This is a genomic window from Eggerthella sp. BIOML-A1, from assembly GCF_009875595.1.
GTDB lineage: Bacteria > Actinomycetota > Coriobacteriia > Coriobacteriales > Eggerthellaceae > Eggerthella > Eggerthella lenta.
Genome location: NZ_WWRZ01000009.1, coordinates 33,738 through 49,192 on the forward strand (window position 1 = coordinate 33,738; position 15,455 = coordinate 49,192).

Here is a 15,455-nt window from a genome sequence, read left to right on the forward strand (position 1 = left end):
CTTTCCTCGGGCCCGCCGCGCGGCGGGCGCGTCTCTCTAGGGGCGCGGGGGATCCCCCGCAGGCGGCGGCCCGGCCCGGGCGCCGCCTCTGGGACCGGGCCTCGCGCAAGCGGGCTCCCGAACGGCCCGCGGCATGACAGGTCCGAGGCCGCCCGGTCCCCAAGTGCTATGGACGCCCGACGGGATGTCGGACGCCATAGGCTACTTGCTGGATTTCGAATGCGAGGCCCTTCTTCGAACCTTCCGGGCTCCTGCGCCCGACTCCGCGTAGGGCGCGGTCATGAGCGCCATCTCCCGCAGCAGCGAGAGGTCGGCCGCGCTCGGGCTCTCGGGCGGGCTCTCGAGGAAGTCGGCCACGAGCCTCGCTGCCTTGGAGATGCGCCCGTCGGGGCCGGCCTGCGTTTTACTCTCGCTCCTCACGTAGTCGGAGAGCTCCCGCTTGGTGCGCCGCCAGGGCTCCATTGCGGCGTGCATCTCCGCCTGGCGCTCCTTCGGCATGCCCGCGAGCGAGCGCACCGCCTCGGCGCTGAGGTTGCCTCGGTCGGCCTCGGCGGCCCACTCGGGCGAGAGATCCTCGGCGATACGGCGGGCCAGCCTCTCCTCGCGCGCGATGGTCTTGCCGGAGACCTTGCGGCCCGTCTGCCGCTCGATGATGGCGGCCTTCACGTCGTCGACGCGCATGCCGGAAAGCGACGGGTCCTCGGAGCGCAGGCGCACGGCGTCGCCCCTGAGCGCCTCCGTCGCGGCTGCGCGCTCGGTCACGGTGAGCGCGCGGGTGAAGTAGTTCGCGGCGTGGAGCAGCGTCACCGCCCGCTCGTCGTCGATGCCCTCGATCACGCGGCAGGGCATCCTCTCGTAGGCGGGGTCGTCCTTCGCGAGGAGCGCATAGGCGGCCTTGCGCCGGTGCCCGGAGACCATCTGCCACGAGCCGTCGCCGACCTTTCGCACGAGCGGCAGGTCGGTGAGGCCGTCCTCGCGTATGGACTCGGCGAGCTCGGCTATGCCGGCCGGGTCCATGGAGTACGCGGCGTTCGCCGGGTGGTCGGCGATGTCGGCCACCGCGATCTCGGACACCGGGTAGCGCCCGCGGGTGCGCGACGCGCCGTCGAGAAGCCCCGTGATGGTGAAGCCCGCGGCCACCTGCCTAGGCGAGCTCACGGCATACCTCGTCTGCGAGCGCCTCGTAGTCGCGCGCGGGGCGGCTCCCCGGCTCGAAGGCCGCCACCGGCTTCCATTGCCAGCTGCCCTCGCAGACCTTGCTGCTCGCGTGGATGACCGTCTCGAACTGCTCGCCCGGGAAGAACCCGTCGAGCACGGCCGCGCCCGTTGCCTCGGCGTTGGTCATGCGGCCGGGCACGCAGGTGCGGAGAATCTTCCAGCGGGGCGTCGGCATGCGGAGCGCGTCGGCGATGGAGCGCGTCGCCTCCACGGTGAGCGCCGTGCCGCGCATCACGGTGGAGTCGAGCTTCACGGGGATGATGACCATGCCGCTCTCCGCTGCGGCGAGGTAGGCGTTGAAGGCGAGCCTGCGCATCACGGGGCTGCAGTCGATGAGGCAGGCGTCGTAGGAGCCCGAGGCGTCGTCGAGGGCGAACTTGAGTCGCTGCTCGCGCAGGAGCATCTCGTTCTGGTCGACGAGGTCGATGGTCGAGGCCACCACGTCGAGGTTCTCCCCGGCGGCGTAGGCGACCTCCTCCACGGGCGCGCCGCCGTAGAGCAGCTCGACCGATGTGCGCCGCTCGGATGCGGCCCGGTCGTAGAGGCCGAAGAAGTCGGTTGCCGACGCCTGTGGGTCGAGGTCGACGAGCAGGGTCCGGAGGCCCCGGGCGGCGAAGATGGCCGCCAGGTTCACGGCGGTAGTCGTCTTGCCGACGCCGCCCTTGTAGTTGGAAATGGCTATCGTGCGCATGGGTCGCGTCCTCTCTAGCGTGTAGCGTGGGGCGCGCCTCGCCGCATCCGGTCCGGCGCGCCCCGAGTCTCGGAGCGTCGGGACAAAACCGTACGGATTTGTCCGACAAGCGGAGTGTACCACGAAAACGTACGAATATGTACGCTTTCGTGGTACAGGGGCCGGATTCGGGGAAACCCGGCCCCGGGAGCCCGGGGCCGGGCGCGCCGCCTAGGAGAGCGGCTCCATCTCGCCGAAGCAGTTGACGTGGTGGCGCAGGAGCGCTCGGTTCTCCTTGACGACCATCATCGCCACCTCGTCGAAGCGGACCGGCGTGTCGGCGTAGTCGTCGCCGTTGCCGGCGAGCCACGTCGCCGCCAGCGCCTCGCGCAGCCCGCGCGCCCTGTGGACCTCGGGGAAGCCGTCCGTCCCGATCCGGACCGTGGCGTCGACGAACACCAGGGTCCCGTCCTCGTCCACCGCCACGAGGTCGATCCCGCCGATGCCCTCGGGCCCCTGCCAGGCCTCGTCGACGATCTCGTAGCCCTTGCGCTCGAGGAAGGCCTTGACCGCGCCCATCGCCTTTTCCTTCATGTCGTTCATGTCTTGCTCCTTAGACTCTGAGGCCCGCCCCTGTGGCGTGCCTTGCGTCGCGTGAGTCGCATGCAGCGCGGGCGCGCCGGCAAGGGAGGAAGCGAAGTCGGGCGTGGTTATAGAAATCTCCCGACGTCAGTTTTTCGCGTTGTTCGCGCGCGGAGCGCATGGGGCGAAGAACCCGAAAAAGTGTCGCGGCCCTTGCTGGCCGCCCGCCGGCGTGCGACCCTGCGCGTCCAAGGAGCGCCAGGGCGGGTTTCGAGTCGGAGGGGCGGAGGCGTGCGGTATGGAATCGGGCATGGGCGCCGGGGCTTCCGGACATGGGATGCGATCTGTCGGCGATTGCTGGGGCGCTCGCGAGGGTTACGTCGGGACGTCGCGTGGAGGACGGAGGCGCGTTTCCGAGTCGCGGCGCCGCTACCCTAATCGGGACGGCCTCTCCCGTGCCGCTCACGGTCGATATGCTCACGGGGCCGCTGGCGGCAGGGCGGCTCTCCATGCGGAACGGCTACGGTGCTGCGCAGCACGTCCGTCGGAAGAAGGAGGACGGCTGATGATAGGCATCAACGAGAAGGACGAGCGTCGCGAGCTGCTCGACGCGGTGGCAGATGCGGGAAGGCTGGCGAGGGGGCTGGACCAGCTGCTCGAGTCCATGGCGCACGCCGACCAGCTGGACCCTCTCGACGTCGAGGGCATACTGGCCCTGAGGTCGATAAGCGAGAGATGCGCCGAGCGCATCGAGGACGCCGCGCGCATCCTGGAGGCTGCAGAACGAGGTCTTTTATGCCGAACTCTCAACGCCGCCCGTCGAAAAGGAACGCTCCGCTCTCGGCGGGGAAGCCGTCGCGTTGCCCGCCCCGCCTCTTCGATTCCGGCAGGCGCCCGGAATTGGGGCGCCCTTGGTCAGCTTAGCCCGTTGATGGTCTCCTCGAGCTCCACCATGTAGGCGACTATCTCATCGATGCTCGGGTAGCTGCCGAACAGCATCGGCCTCATCGAGGCGTAATCGGCTGCCAGCTCGTCGAGCCTGCCCTTTGGAGGGGCGAGCCTGAGCGTGCCGGGCCTCGCGTCGGCCAGCTTGGCCCACGGCGTGCGGTAGAACTTCTCTTTGAACCTGACGACCTGTTCAAGGAGGCCAGGCTGCGCTACGGCGCGGCCGAGCACGAACGAGTGGCCGAGGCGGTACATGTCGTAGTAATGGCGGGAGTAGCGCCTGGGCATAGCCTTGCCCTCGGGCCTGTTGGCCTCCTGGTGCAGGATGGTGGCCTTCTCCCAAAACGTGCGCTCGGGACTCGCGGTGCGCACCGTGGTCGACAGCTCGGGCCCGAACGGAACCACGTCCGCCGCGTACGGGGTTATCGCCGCCTCCTCGGAGGGCGACCATGCCGCCATGGGTCCTATCTCCAGCTTGATGGTGTCGAGCGTGCCCGCCGACTCGTAGGAGCGCGGGTAGTCGAAGTACACGGTCTCCTCCTCGGCCCCGCACCTAACGGATGCTTCGGTGCCGAGGGACTCGGAGAGCGTAGCCCTGAGCTTCGGAGCAAAGGCGTCGGCCAGGAAGGCGTTCGTGCGCTCGATGCTGTCGGCCTTGAACCGCTCCTGCGCCGAGTTGCTGCGCGGCTCCCACGGTTCGTCCTCGCCGTAGCCCAGGAGCCGCCAATCGAGTATGAGGTCGATGTCCTCCGAGAAGCGCTCGATGAGCCCGAAAGCCTTCGACAGGCTCGTGCCGCCCTTGAACACCATGGACTCGGCGAAGCCGCTTCTGTGGAAAAGGTGGTCCAAGGTGTAGCACACCCAGAAGTCCTTCTCGACGACGGCCGGCGCAAGCGCCATCCTCTGCGCGACGGCCTCGAAGACCAGTCTGCGCTCGCCGGTCGAGGCCCTAGCGATTCTGTCCATGCTTCGCCTCCCATATCTTCTTCGCGGCGTCGGCAACCCAGGAGGTGAGCCCCGCCGACTCTTCCAGGAACGCGCCGACCTGCTCTTCCGTGAGGTTGCGCGCGAGCGTTCCGATTTCCTCGTCGCCCACGTTATCGCGCCCGAGCGCCTTGAGGGCCTGCACGATGGTGCAGGTGATCTGCGAGCAGTCGAGCAGGTCGCGGTTGGCGCGGTGCCGGAGCTCGATATCGTACGGCCCGTACTCGTAGCGCTTGTACGGACCGCTGCTGACGTAGACGAGCTTTGCGGGCACCTGCGTGTCGAGGCCCAGCGCATTGAGCGCTGCGTCGCCGGACGGTGCGACGATCCACTTGTTGGCACGGGCGACGGCGCGCACGACCTCGTCGGCGCTGGCCGGCACCTCGGTGCCCATGAGCGCGCTGCGCTCCGGCGCGTAGTAGACGCCGCGGATGGCGCGGGCGATCCCTCCCTTTGCATGCAAGCGCCCGAGCGCGTTGGCGGCATTGCGCCGGCCTGCGACGTCGGAGAAGTCGGCGGCTGTGAAGGCCCTGCCGGCGCCGAAGCTCTCTATGCGCTTAGCGATGGCCTCTGCTTCTGTCATAGCGTTCCTCCTTTTTGATGAAAATAGTATATACCTTTTTCATCAAATTGCCTCTGATTGCCTTGGTCGCCCACGCATCGCGCCTGCGGCCCCTCGCCGCGCCGGCACGCGCGCGTGCGCCCGGAAGCGGTTGCGCCTCCCAATCGCGGCCCGGGATTAGCATCGAGACATCCCGAAGAAATCGTCGCTGGGCCCCTTCTCGCGCTTTGCGCGCCTTCCGGGCGGCGGCGCCTCGCCGAACCCGTTGAAGATCTCCATGACCAGGGCGAGCTGCCTTTGGAGGTCCGCATCAAGCTCATCGGCGTCGCACACGGCGAGGAGCCGCTCCGCCAGGCTCTTCATGGAATCGCGCAGCGCCCGTTGCGTCCGCGACGACGGCCTCACCGTTATCTCGGTCCCGGTCAGCCTCGCCATGATGTAGTCCTGCCTGCTCATGCCGCTCCAGGCGGCCATGTTGGCGATCAGCTCGTACTCCTCCGGGGTGCAGCGGAACGCCATCGTCTTGCTGCGCTTGCGGGCGCCGTTCTCGCACGGCATCCTATTCGCCCCTCAGCTCGGAGAGCGCGTCGGCGATCTGCGCGCGCTTGGCGGGGAAAAGGTGCGCGTAGCGGTATGTGATGTCGATGGCCTCGTGTCCCACGCGCTCGGCGATGTCGAGGGCGGAGAAGCCCATGTTGATGAGCAGGCTCACGTGGCTGTGGCGAAGGTCGTGGATGCGTATCCGCTTGACGCCCGACGCCTTGCAGCCGCGGTCCATCTCGTGCACGAGGAAGTGCTTCGTGAAGCCGAAGAGCCGCTCGTCGGGCGCCACGTCATCGCGCATCTCGATGAACTCCGCCATCTCGTCGCGAAGGAACGCGGGCATCTTGATCGTGCGCACCGATTTGCGCGTTTTCGGCTTCGTGACCACGTCCTCGCCGCGCAGCCGCTGGTAGGACTTGTTTATGCGCAGCTCGGACGTCTCCATCAGGAAGTCCGAGGGCGTGAGCGCCATGAGCTCGCCGCAGCGTATGCCCATCCAGTAGAGCACCTCGAAAGCGTAGAAGGCGAGCGGCTTGTCGGAGATGGCCTCCGAGAAGCGGAGGTACTCGTCCTTGGTCCAGAACTGCATCTCGCCGGCCTCCTTGCTGCCCATCTTGTCCACCTTGTGAACGGGGTTCTTCTCCAGGTTGTAGTAGCGCTCTGCGTGGTTGAAGATGGCGTTGAGCTGGTTGTTGATGATCCTCAGGTACGTGGGCTTGAAGCCGTCCCCGTCCGGCCTTGTTGACCCCGTGAGGGAGTTCTGCCACCTGACGATGTCGACGGGCCGTATGTCGCACATGCGCATGTCGCCGAAGAACGGCAGGAGCTTGCTCTGGATGATGTTCTCCTTGGTGAGCCAGGTGTGCTCGCGGACCCTCGGCCTCACCTCCGCCTCGTAGACATTGCAGAAGTCGGCGAAGGTCATGTCCATGGCGTCGTCCTTGAGGGCCTTGAAGTTCTTCTCCCACAGGAGCGCCTCTAGCTCGGTCTGGAAACCCTTCTTCGTCTTGTGCCGCTTGGCCCCGCGCGCGTCGCGGTAGTAGAACTGCACGTAGAAGAGGCCCGTCTTCTTGTCCTTATAAGCTGGCATCGTCCACCTCCGGGAAGTAGCGGGCATCGAACAGGTCGCTGCGGACGCGTCCGCGGATCACCACGCGCCCGAGGGCCTCCTGCTCCCTGTTCATCTGGCGGATGACCTCGTAGGCGCTGCCTTTCTTGATCTTCAGGCGCTCCGCCACCTCGTCGGCGGTGAGCATGCTCGGCCTCGGCGTCTTTGCCACCGGCTGTTCCATCTTGGACCTCCTGTCTATCCGTACGTATTCGTACGCTCGTATTCCTGAGAATAATCGTACGTATCTGTACTGTCAATAGAATTGCGTACAAACTCGTACGCTGATAGAATGGTCGGCGATGGAATCTACAGGAGGGCACATGGCGACAGGCGACAACATTCGGCGGTATCGCAAGGCGAAGGGCTTTACGCAGGCCCAGCTCGCCGATGCCGTGGGGCTCACCGAGGGTGCGATCAGGCACTACGAGAGCGGCATCCGCGCGGTGAAGCCAGAGCTGCTGGAGGAGATCGCGAAGGCGCTCGAGGTCTCCGTGGGTGCGCTCAAAGACTACGGAATCGAGACATCGCGCGACCTCATGGCTCTGTTGCTGCAGTTGGAGGAGGACTATGGCCTCGTGCCCGGCGACGGCGGCATGGGCCTGGCGGTCGACCCCGGGGCGCCGCATGCCGCAAAGCTTGCGCAGTCGATCAAGACCTGGGCGGAAAAGCGCGCTGAGCTTGAGCGCGGAGAAGTCGACGAGGCCGCTTACGCCGACTGGAAGGCATCTTTCTGATATCTTCCCAGGTAAATTGACGTTTCCTTGCGAACAGCCTCCGGTTCTCCGGGGCTGTTCCATTATTCCCGTATGAAATCCGCTCCCCAGAAGCCCTGTTCGGGGAATAATTGCATGCCCGAGTACGGCAGAGTACGCGGCGTTATTCGGCGGTATTCGGGGTTCTCGAAACTGCGGAAACCGATTATCGCGTTTTATTATTCCCGTTTGTTGACCTGGGCAAATGAAATCGACGAGGGCTTGAATCCGCCTCGCAGTTTCAACTCAGTTTCGACCGTTCGAAATCGGCCTTCGGGGGACCCGAATTGTGAATTATTCCCGCAGGGCCCAATTATTCCCGTACCGCCGAGTACTCCGCCGTACCGCCCAGTAGGGGTATGCGGGAATAATTGGGTCGTTTTCCCAGGTAGAGATGTAAAAAGAAAGCCCTCGAACCAGAGGGTTCGAGGGCTGTTATTCCCACTATTTCGCTGGTGGCTTCGTCCTGCGGCGATGCCGAAACAGTATCAGGCGGTACTCGGCAGCACCAAAACGCGAGTTCAGAAGCCAGTTCTCGCTATTCCCACTCAATCGTCGCGGGCGGTTTGCTGGTGATGTCGTACGCTACCCGGTTCACGCCCGGGACTTCGGCTACGATGCGGCCCGACACTCGGGCCAGCACCTCGTAGGGCAGCTTCGCCCAGTCGGCCGTCATCGCGTCGCTCGACTCCACGGCGCGCAAGATGATGGGGTAGGCGTACGTCCGCTCGTCGCCCATGACGCCCACGCTCTTCACGTCGGGGAGCACGGCGAAGTACTGCCACACGCTGCGTTCGCTGTTGCGCTCGCCGGTCTCTTCGAACACGCGGACGTTGTAAGCGTCCAGCTCCTCGCGCACGATGGCGTCGGCGTTCTTCAAAATCTCCAGCTTCTCGCGCGTCACCGTGCCGATGATGCGGATGGCCAGACCCGGTCCGGGGAAGGGCTGGCGATGCACGATGTGATCAGGCAGCCCGAGCGCCGTGCCCAGTGCGCGCACCTCGTCCTTGAAGAAGTGGTCAAGCGGCTCGATCAAATCGAAATGTACGCCGTCGGGGAAGGGAATCAGGTTGTGATGGCTCTTGATGGTCGAGGCCTTGCCGCCGGTCTTGCGCGCGCCGCTCTCGATGATGTCGGGGTAGATGGTGCCCTGGGCCAGGTACTTCACCGGCCGCCCGTTCTCGGCCAGCTCCTCCGCCACAGCGAAGAATTCCTTCCAGAACTGCGAGCCGATGATGCGGCGCTTCTGCTCCGGCTCCACGACGTCGGCCAGCAGCGCGGCGTAGCGGTCCTCGGCGTGCACGTGCACGAAGTCCACGTCGAACTGCTTCGTGAACACGTCCTCAACTTCTTCGGGCTCGTTCTTGCGCAGCAGCCCGTGGTTGATGAACACGCAGGTCAGCTGCTTACCGATAGCCTTCGCGCACAGCGCGGCCACCACGGAGGAGTCCACGCCGCCCGAAAGGCCCAGGATCACGCGATCGCTTCCCACCTGCTGACGGATGGCCGCCACGGCATCGTCGATGATGGAGTCCATCGTCCAACTGGCCTCAAGGCCGCAGATGCCGAACAGGAAGTTCCTCAGCAGCTGGTCGCCGTGCGGCGTGTGGCGCACCTCGGGGTGGAACTGCGTCGCGTACAGACGGCGCTCGGCGCATTCCATCGAGGCCACGGGGCACACGTCGGTCGAGGCCGTTACCGCGAACCCTGCGGGAACCTCGGACACGGCGTCGCGGTGGCTCATCCACACCGTCTGCTCGACGGGCGTCTCGCCGTACAGCGAAGACGCTCCCTCGTCGCGCCGCGTCAAAGGCGCGGCCCCGTACTCGCCCTTCTCGGTGTGGCCCACGGTGCCGCCCAGCGTGACGGCCATAATCTGCTGGCCGTAGCAGAAGCCCAGCACGGGGATGTCCAGCTCGAAGATGCCCGGGTCGATGGACGGCGCGTCCTCGGCGTACACGCTGGCCGGGCCGCCCGACAGGATGATGGCCGCGGGCGCAAGCTCGCGCACCTCGTCGGCGGTGATGTCGCATGGGACGATTTCCGAGTACACGCGCAAGTCGCGCACGCGCCGCGCGATCAGCTGCCCGTACTGGGCTCCGAAATCGACGACGATGACCAACTGGCTGGACGGGGTGGCAGTCATGTTTGCTCCTTTGCGTACGGGCGGTGGCATGTTGGAAGCGCCCGTTGAAATTATCTCGCTGCCATCTTACATGAAAACGAAACCCGCACGGCGTTTGTCGGCCCACCTGCACGTGTTTTGCATGACGGGAAGGGATGGCGGAATCGGTCGCGCCGTTCCGCGTTTCGTCCGGAGCTTGCGCAGGGCAAAGCAACTCATGGCTCAATGCAGCCATCTTGAAGATGGCTGCATCGGCGCACAGCTATTCTTCTTGGAGGCTCCTCTGCTCTAACGCAGCGTAACGCCTTCGGGCAGCTCGATATTTCTGAGGTCGAAGTCGTCTTCCTCGTCTTCGTGGGCGGCAACCGGAGCGATCTCCTCGACCTTCGGCTCGCCGAATGCGGCGTCGAACGCGGCGGCATGCGTGCGGGGCACGGCGAACACGATGCGGCCGATGACGCCCGGATGCTTCCGGATCCAATCCTCGAACAGGCCGATCACCTGCTGCGCGTCGAACCCTCCGCGCCCGCAGCCGAACGCGCCGCACACGAGCGTCTCGCATCCGTTGGAGGCGGCGATGCGCAGCAAGGTTTCGATGCGCTCCGCCAGAACCTGGTCGCATTCGCGCTCCGAGCGATGGTTCTCCAGCGCGCGGGCGCGGTTCGGCTCGGGCAGCGCGACGACGTCCGCCTTGCGGATGACGCCCGCATGCGAAAACGCCACGTTCGGCAGGTAGAGGGCGCGATCCGTGAACAGCTGCCCGCGCTGGCAGCCGCGGTTGCCGTCATGGTACGCGCTTTTCAGCCCGTAAAGAATAGGGTAGAGGTTGCTTTCCGAGCACAGGATCTGTTCCGGCCCAAACGAGCCGTCCTCGTAGCCGCCGCCGGGCCGCGTGAACGACGCCGGATCCACCACGACGGTCTTGCCTCGCGCGTCGCGCAGGGCGGCGGGGGCGAAGGCGGTGGTGACAGAGGTCTCGGTGGTCTCGAACACGGCTTCCGGGATGGGCAGCTCGCGTCCTTCGCCGTCCTCGTACACGCGTGCGGCGGCGACAGTCGCTTCGGTTTCGGTCGAGAACGCCCCCTTCATCAGGGCAAGGTGCTTCGCCGCTTGGGCTCGTCGCTCTTCTCTCTCGGGCATGGCTTCCTCCTCCGATCGTTTCCCCGTATTGTAGCGGAAACGACGCTTCGACGGGCTCTTCGCAGCGCGCGCGGTAAGATGTATGCCGTATACTCAACCGACGGTCGAAGGGGGGACGATGGCTCGGAATCTAGCGAAGCTTCTGCTTGTCGGCGTGCTGCTGGCAAGCGGCGTCCTGCTGCCAGGGTGCGCCGGCGAAACGCAGGCGCCGCTCGAGCCCCCGAGGCAAGCCGTCTCCCTTGACGCGTTGCCCGAATTCTCGGGCGACCCGTTCGTTGAAGTGAACGGCAACGTGCCCTCCTTCTCCGAAGCGGAGCGCGATCTCGCCGCGCTCGAAGCCTATGCTCCCCTCGACGGGCTCGGCCGTTGCGGCACGGCGTTCGCGCTGATCGGCCCCGAGACCATGCCGACGGAGGAACGCGGCTCCATCGGCAGCGTGAAGCCGTCGGGTTGGCATCTGGTCAAGTACGACATCGTCGACGGGGCGTACCTCTACAATCGCTGCCACCTCATCGCGTATCGGCTTGCGGGGGAGAATGCCAACGAGCGCAACCTCGTCACGGGCACGCGTTTCATGAACGTTCGAGGCATGGTTCCGTTCGAGGACCGGGTCGCTTCGTACGTCGATCGAACGGGGAACCACGTTCTGTACCGGGCGACGCCGGTGTTCGAGGGGGACGATCTGGTGGCGCGTGGCGTTCACATCGAAGCCGAGTCGGTGGAAGACGGCGGTGCAGGCGTCTCGTTCAACGTGTTCGCCTACAACGCGCAGCCGGGGGTGGAGATCGATTACGCCACCGGCGAGAGCCGGCTGGACGGCTCGCTGGAATCGCAGGGCGCCTTCGATGCGTCCCAGTACGCCTACGTCCTCAACGTCAAGACGAAACGCTTCCACAAGCCCGATTGCCCCTCGGTCGAAGACATGAAGGCGGCCAACCGGGAAGGTTTCGACGGCTCGCGCGAGGAGGCGGAGGCGCGCGGCTACGTCCCCTGCGGCAGGTGCAACCCGTAGGCGCATGCCCCCTCGATGTGCCCCCTGTGGTTTCTCGACGCTCCACGCTCATCCTCGTGTACAATTTCCGGCATGGAGAACGCGCGAAACGACATAGAGGCGCTTGACGACTTGGAGCTGGACGCGCCCGCGTCCGTTCCTGCCGCGTCAGACGACGTCGCCGCGCCTGCGCGCCCGGCGAAACGTCCTCGTCGCGAGGCTCCCACCGACGAGGAGCGCCGTCAGATGCACGCCTCGTTCAACGACCGCATCTCCTACCTTTGCAAGATGGCGGCGCTCGTAGTGGCGCTCGTCTCCCTTGCCACCATCGCGCTGGGCCAAGAGCTTCCCCAATTCGTTCTCATGGGACTGTGCCTGTCGGTGGCGCTTTTGGCCATCGCCATGCTGCAAGACCATCATCAGCGCAAACGATAACCGCATCGACCCAACCAAGGATACGCACGCATGATCATCGAAGCATTGAAGGCCTTCCTCATCGGCATCGTGGAGGGCATCACCGAATGGCTGCCCATCTCCTCGACCGGCCATATGATCCTCGTGGACGAGTTCGTGAAGCTGCAGGTGTCCGACGAGTTTTTGGCCCTGTTCCTCGTGGTCATCCAGCTGGGCGCCATCATGGCCGTGCTCATCCTGTACTTCCACAAGCTGAACCCGTTCTCGCCGAAGAAGGACGCCGTCGAGAAGAAGAGCACGTGGCGTCTGTGGGGCATGGTGGCCATCGGCTGCATCCCGGCTGCCGTCATCGGCCTCTTGTTCGACGATCTGGTGAACGAGTACTTCTACAACAAGGTGACCGTGGCGGCCATGCTCATCCTGTACGGCGTGGTGTTCATCGTGCTCGAGCGCCGCAATCGCCGTCGACTGCGCGAGGCCGAAGCCGCCCTCGAGGCGCCGCGCGGCCGCCATGCGCGCGTGTCGTACGGCGATGTGTCCGACGAGGCCGAGGCATCGCTGTTCAAGATCACCGACGTGGACGAGATCGACTGGAAAACCGCGCTCAAGATCGGCTGCTTCCAGGTATTGGCCATCATCCCCGGCACCAGCCGCTCCGGTGCCACCATCATCGGCGGCATGCTGGCCGGCTGTTCGCGCACCGCGGCGGCCGAGTTCACGTTCTTCCTGGCCATTCCCATCATGTTCGGCTGGGGTCTGGTGAAGTGCATCAAGTTCGTGGCGGCCGGCATCGCCATGACCTCCACCGAGATCCTCGTGCTGGCGGTGGGAATCATCACGGCGTTCGCCATGTCGGTGGTGGCCATCAAGTTCCTCATGGGCTATATCAAGAAGAACGACTTCACCGCGTTCGGCTGGTACCGCATCGTCGTAGGCGTGCTGGTGCTGGGCTACTTCGTCTTCGAAAGCATGGGCATGCTGCCGTAAAGGTCGTGCATACAGATATCGCACGGTTCGCGGCGCGCCTTCGGGCGCGCCGCTTTGCGTTATCGCTGCGCCCCGCTACGCCATGAACAGCACGGCGAGCAGCGGGATGGTGAAAACGGCGCCCAGCGTGGTTACGAACGTGCCCTGCGCCATAGTCTTGCTGTCGCCGCCGTACTGGTAGCACAGCATGGTGCCGTTCGTGGCCACCGGCATGGCCGACAGCAGCACGATCACGCCCAGCAGCACGGGGTCGCTCACGAGGAAATGCAGCGGCAGCCATACGAGCGCTGGCGCGACCAACAGGCGCACGAGCGCGGCCGCCATGAGGCGCGGCCCGCCCACCAGCTGGCGCGCCGGCACGTTGGCCAGCGACGAGCCGATGATGAGCATAGCCGCCGGGGTGGTGAGCGAGCCCAGGGTGTCCAGCGCCTCGCCGAGCACCGGCACGCCGTGGATGCCGGCGAACGCCAGCGCGATTGACGCGACGCTGGCCACGATGCACGGCGAGAGGAACGACTTCGGGCTCATCTTGATCTTCACGCCGTATTTGTTGTCCGTGGCGAGCATCCACACGCCCAGCGTGAAGACGAGCGCATTGAACGCGAGATTGAACACCGTCGTGTAGATGAGCGCCTCCGCGCCGAAAACAGCCGCCGTCACGGGGAAGCCGATGAAGCCCGTGTTGCCGAACACCATCATGAACCGGAAGACGCCTTTGCGTCCGTCGGGCACGCGCAGCGCGGCCGTGATGGAGAATCCGATTGCGACGAGCACCACGTAGCTGGCGCACGAAACGCCCGCGGTCCAGAGGATCTTCGTCGCCGAGGGCAGCGTTTCGGCGGTCAGCACGGAGGCCAGTATAAGCGCCGGCAACGCCGTATTCAGGATGAGCTTCGAGAACTTCTTGTCGAAGTCCTCGTCCATGAGGTTCAGCCGCTTGGCGGCGTAACCTGTCGCGCCCACGGCGAACAGGACGACCATCTGCACGAATATGTCGGCGAATTGCGAGATCAACGAGGCTTCCCTCTCAATAGGTTCGGATTCGGCGCAGCAGCGAGGCGCGCGTTTCCAGTGTACACCGTCAACGGGAGCCGGGGCGCCGAGCGGCTTGCAGCTTCGCCCTTCCATCGGTTTTCGGCATGCGCCGACCGCGATATCCCATGAACTTCCTCGCTAATTCGGCCGGCATGGCAATCGGGCGCGCCGCTTTTGCTATCATGTCAGCACACGTGTCGCCCGAGAACATCGCCGCTTTCGCGCGAGGCAGCGGGTCGAACCGCACGTTAAAGCATGAGAGTCATGAGAGGAAAAGCCGATGTCTGAGAGAGACAGCTCCCTGGCGGAGATCCAAGAACATCGTGCCAAGATCGACGAGATCGACAAGCAGATCGTCGCGCTGCTCAACAAGCGCGCCGGCCACTCGCTGGTCATCCGCGGTTTGAAGCCCGGAGCCCACCTGGGCCTGTACGACGCCAAGCGCGAAGAGGAGATATTCGCGAAGGTGAGCAGCTACAACGAGGGTCCTTTGTACAACGAGAACCTGTGCGAGATCTACGCCACCATTCTCAAGATCATGAAGGAGACCCCGTCCGTATGAGCGAAGCGAAGATAGCCCCCATCCCCGACTTGGGCACCCGCACCGACGAGATCACCATCTTCGCCGGCCCGTGCTCCGTCGAGTCGGCCGAGCAGTTCGAAGAAGTGGCCGAATGCGTCGCGGGCCTCGGTCTCACCTGGATTCGCGGCGGCGCGTTCAAGCCCCGCACGAACCCGCACTCGTTCCAGGGCCTGGGCGAGGAGGCCCTCAAGATCATGCGCGATTCCGGCGAGAAGCACGGCCTGAAAACGCTCACCGAGGTCATGGACTCGGCGCACTGCGAGCTGGTCCACTCCTACGTGGACGGCCTGCAGGTAGGCGCGCGCAACTTCCAGAACTTCAGCCTGTTGAAGAAAATCGGCCAGGTCACCGCCGAGTCGCACAAGATGGTGCTGTACAAGCGCGGTTTCGCGGGCACCATCGCCGAATGGCTGGCCGCCACCGACTACCTCACGGCGGAAGGCAACGACAACGTGGTGCTGTGCGAGCGCGGCATCCGCACGTTCGAGACGGCCACGCGCTTCACGCTGGACATCGCCGCCATCCCGGTGATCCACAAGCAGTCGCTGTGCCCGGTGTGCATCGACGTGTCGCACCCTGCCGGCCAGCGCGACCTGGTGCCGTCGCTCGCCTTTGCCGCCGTGGCGGCCGGCGCCGACTCCCTCATGATCGAGGTGCATCCCAACCCGCCCGCGGCCCTGTCCGACGGCCCGCAGCAGCTGACGCCGGCCCAGTTCAAGGTGCTCGTGGCGAAGCTGCGCGAGATCGCCGCCGTCTTCGGCAAGAAGATCGTGTAAGGAATCGGGCGCGTCCGACGGCTCGGAAACCGTCGGA

At 65.4% G+C, this 15,455-nt stretch carries 18 protein-coding genes; 7 read left to right on the plus strand and 11 right to left on the minus strand.

Translation table 11 applies throughout. The features are described 5' to 3' along the window. Positions 1 to 201: 201 nt before the first annotated feature. From GT590_RS11665 to GT590_RS11675, 3 genes are all read right to left on the minus strand, one after another. Positions 202 to 1,158, minus strand: coding sequence for a ParB/RepB/Spo0J family partition protein (locus GT590_RS11665; RefSeq protein ID WP_161171117.1), 957 nt, complete (start codon positions 1,156 to 1,158; stop codon positions 202 to 204). Then, positions 1,145 to 1,909 carry a ParA family protein gene (locus GT590_RS11670; RefSeq protein ID WP_161171118.1) on the minus strand — a complete coding sequence of 255 codons (765 nt, stop codon included), beginning with the start codon at positions 1,907 to 1,909 and terminating at the stop codon, positions 1,145 to 1,147. Before GT590_RS11670 ends, GT590_RS11665 begins: the two co-directional genes overlap by 14 nt. A gap of 210 nt (positions 1,910 to 2,119) precedes the next feature. Then, positions 2,120 to 2,491 carry a YraN family protein gene (locus GT590_RS11675; protein WP_161171119.1) on the minus strand — a complete coding sequence of 124 codons (372 nt, stop codon included), beginning with the start codon at positions 2,489 to 2,491 and terminating at the stop codon, positions 2,120 to 2,122. Positions 2,492 to 3,035: 544 nt separating this feature from the next. Between GT590_RS11675 and GT590_RS14385 the strand changes: the two genes are divergently transcribed. Further along, entirely contained in the window at positions 3,036 to 3,428 is a 393-nt protein-coding gene (locus GT590_RS14385; RefSeq protein ID WP_204986935.1) for a hypothetical protein, read from the plus strand. Here the strand turns inward: GT590_RS14385 and GT590_RS11685 are convergent. The 5 genes from GT590_RS11685 to GT590_RS11705 form a co-directional block, all read right to left on the minus strand. Next, positions 3,386 to 4,381: a nucleotidyl transferase AbiEii/AbiGii toxin family protein gene (locus GT590_RS11685; RefSeq protein ID WP_161171120.1), complete on the minus strand. Its 996-nt coding sequence runs from the start codon at positions 4,379 to 4,381 to the stop codon at positions 3,386 to 3,388. The genes GT590_RS14385 and GT590_RS11685 overlap by 43 nt on opposite strands. Continuing rightward, positions 4,365 to 4,982 (minus strand): DUF6088 family protein, encoded by a 618-nt coding sequence (locus GT590_RS11690; RefSeq protein WP_161171121.1) that lies wholly within the window; start codon positions 4,980 to 4,982, stop codon positions 4,365 to 4,367. The genes GT590_RS11685 and GT590_RS11690 overlap by 17 nt, the downstream gene beginning before the upstream one ends. 156 nt (positions 4,983 to 5,138) lie before the next feature. Next, positions 5,139 to 5,519: a hypothetical protein gene (locus GT590_RS14335; RefSeq protein WP_192925355.1), complete on the minus strand. Its 381-nt coding sequence runs from the start codon at positions 5,517 to 5,519 to the stop codon at positions 5,139 to 5,141. A 1-nt stretch (position 5,520) separates the two neighbouring features. After that, positions 5,521 to 6,594 carry a site-specific integrase gene (locus GT590_RS11700; RefSeq protein WP_161171122.1) on the minus strand — a complete coding sequence of 358 codons (1,074 nt, stop codon included), beginning with the start codon at positions 6,592 to 6,594 and terminating at the stop codon, positions 5,521 to 5,523. Continuing rightward, positions 6,581 to 6,796 carry a hypothetical protein gene (locus GT590_RS11705; protein ID WP_161171123.1) on the minus strand — a complete coding sequence of 72 codons (216 nt, stop codon included), beginning with the start codon at positions 6,794 to 6,796 and terminating at the stop codon, positions 6,581 to 6,583. Before GT590_RS11705 ends, GT590_RS11700 begins: the two co-directional genes overlap by 14 nt. A 139-nt stretch (positions 6,797 to 6,935) precedes the next feature. Here GT590_RS11705 and GT590_RS11710 point away from each other — a divergent pair, with 139 nt between their 5' ends. Further along, positions 6,936 to 7,349, plus strand: coding sequence for a helix-turn-helix domain-containing protein (locus GT590_RS11710; protein WP_161171124.1), 414 nt, complete (start codon positions 6,936 to 6,938; stop codon positions 7,347 to 7,349). A gap of 556 nt (positions 7,350 to 7,905) precedes the next feature. On the opposite strand, the gene guaA is transcribed toward GT590_RS11710, so the two are convergent. Together guaA and GT590_RS11720 are read right to left on the minus strand one after the other, a co-directional pair. Next, complete coding sequence (guaA, locus tag GT590_RS11715) at positions 7,906 to 9,513, minus strand: glutamine-hydrolyzing GMP synthase (protein WP_114533208.1); 1,608 nt, start codon at positions 9,511 to 9,513, stop codon at positions 7,906 to 7,908. A 267-nt stretch (positions 9,514 to 9,780) separates the two neighbouring features. Continuing rightward, complete coding sequence (locus GT590_RS11720; RefSeq protein ID WP_114533204.1) at positions 9,781 to 10,632, minus strand: TIGR02452 family protein; 852 nt, start codon at positions 10,630 to 10,632, stop codon at positions 9,781 to 9,783. Between the two features lie 118 nt (positions 10,633 to 10,750). Between GT590_RS11720 and GT590_RS11725 the strand changes: the two genes are divergently transcribed. From GT590_RS11725 to GT590_RS11735, 3 genes are all read left to right on the plus strand, one after another. Further along, positions 10,751 to 11,644 carry a DNA/RNA non-specific endonuclease gene (locus GT590_RS11725; protein ID WP_114533202.1) on the plus strand — a complete coding sequence of 298 codons (894 nt, stop codon included), beginning with the start codon at positions 10,751 to 10,753 and terminating at the stop codon, positions 11,642 to 11,644. A 72-nt stretch (positions 11,645 to 11,716) separates the two neighbouring features. Continuing rightward, entirely contained in the window at positions 11,717 to 12,058 is a 342-nt protein-coding gene (locus GT590_RS11730) for a hypothetical protein (protein WP_009304916.1), read from the plus strand. A 30-nt stretch (positions 12,059 to 12,088) separates the two neighbouring features. Continuing rightward, entirely contained in the window at positions 12,089 to 13,024 is a 936-nt protein-coding gene (locus tag GT590_RS11735; protein WP_009304915.1) for an undecaprenyl-diphosphate phosphatase, read from the plus strand. A gap of 75 nt (positions 13,025 to 13,099) precedes the next feature. On the opposite strand, the gene GT590_RS11740 is transcribed toward GT590_RS11735, so the two are convergent. Further along, on the minus strand, positions 13,100 to 14,038 hold the full coding sequence (locus GT590_RS11740) for an AEC family transporter (RefSeq protein WP_009304914.1): 939 nt from the start codon (positions 14,036 to 14,038) through the stop codon (positions 13,100 to 13,102). A 301-nt stretch (positions 14,039 to 14,339) separates the two neighbouring features. Here GT590_RS11740 and GT590_RS11745 point away from each other — a divergent pair, with 301 nt between their 5' ends. Continuing rightward, entirely contained in the window at positions 14,340 to 14,621 is a 282-nt protein-coding gene (locus tag GT590_RS11745) for a chorismate mutase (RefSeq protein ID WP_009304913.1), read from the plus strand. Beyond that, on the plus strand, positions 14,618 to 15,418 hold the full coding sequence (gene aroF / locus GT590_RS11750) for a 3-deoxy-7-phosphoheptulonate synthase (RefSeq protein WP_015760299.1): 801 nt from the start codon (positions 14,618 to 14,620) through the stop codon (positions 15,416 to 15,418). The genes GT590_RS11745 and aroF overlap by 4 nt, the downstream gene beginning before the upstream one ends. The last annotated feature ends 37 nt before the right edge of the window (positions 15,419 to 15,455 follow it).

Bases quoted from the DNA above. Each gene is read 5' to 3' on its own strand.
- GT590_RS11700 (WP_161171122.1), bottom strand. From the start codon at position 6,594: ATGCCAGCTTATAAGGACAAGAAGACGGGCCTCTTCTACGTGCAGTTC.
- GT590_RS11745 (WP_009304913.1), top strand. From the start codon at position 14,340: ATGTCTGAGAGAGACAGCTCCCTGGCGGAGATCCAAGAACATCGTGCC.
- GT590_RS11675 (WP_161171119.1), bottom strand. From the start codon at position 2,491: ATGAACGACATGAAGGAAAAGGCGATGGGCGCGGTCAAGGCCTTCCTC.
- GT590_RS11735 (WP_009304915.1), top strand. From the start codon at position 12,089: ATGATCATCGAAGCATTGAAGGCCTTCCTCATCGGCATCGTGGAGGGC.
- guaA (WP_114533208.1), bottom strand. From the start codon at position 9,513: ATGACTGCCACCCCGTCCAGCCAGTTGGTCATCGTCGTCGATTTCGGA.
- GT590_RS11730 (WP_009304916.1), top strand. From the start codon at position 11,717: ATGGAGAACGCGCGAAACGACATAGAGGCGCTTGACGACTTGGAGCTG.
- GT590_RS11710 (WP_161171124.1), top strand. From the start codon at position 6,936: ATGGCGACAGGCGACAACATTCGGCGGTATCGCAAGGCGAAGGGCTTT.
- GT590_RS11720 (WP_114533204.1), bottom strand. From the start codon at position 10,632: ATGCCCGAGAGAGAAGAGCGACGAGCCCAAGCGGCGAAGCACCTTGCC.
- GT590_RS11685 (WP_161171120.1), bottom strand. From the start codon at position 4,381: ATGGACAGAATCGCTAGGGCCTCGACCGGCGAGCGCAGACTGGTCTTC.
- GT590_RS11725 (WP_114533202.1), top strand. From the start codon at position 10,751: ATGGCTCGGAATCTAGCGAAGCTTCTGCTTGTCGGCGTGCTGCTGGCA.
- GT590_RS11670 (WP_161171118.1), bottom strand. From the start codon at position 1,909: ATGCGCACGATAGCCATTTCCAACTACAAGGGCGGCGTCGGCAAGACG.
- aroF (WP_015760299.1), top strand. From the start codon at position 14,618: ATGAGCGAAGCGAAGATAGCCCCCATCCCCGACTTGGGCACCCGCACC.
- GT590_RS14335 (WP_192925355.1), bottom strand. From the start codon at position 5,519: ATGCCGTGCGAGAACGGCGCCCGCAAGCGCAGCAAGACGATGGCGTTC.
- GT590_RS11705 (WP_161171123.1), bottom strand. From the start codon at position 6,796: ATGGAACAGCCGGTGGCAAAGACGCCGAGGCCGAGCATGCTCACCGCC.
- GT590_RS11690 (WP_161171121.1), bottom strand. From the start codon at position 4,982: ATGACAGAAGCAGAGGCCATCGCTAAGCGCATAGAGAGCTTCGGCGCC.
- GT590_RS14385 (WP_204986935.1), top strand. From the start codon at position 3,036: ATGATAGGCATCAACGAGAAGGACGAGCGTCGCGAGCTGCTCGACGCG.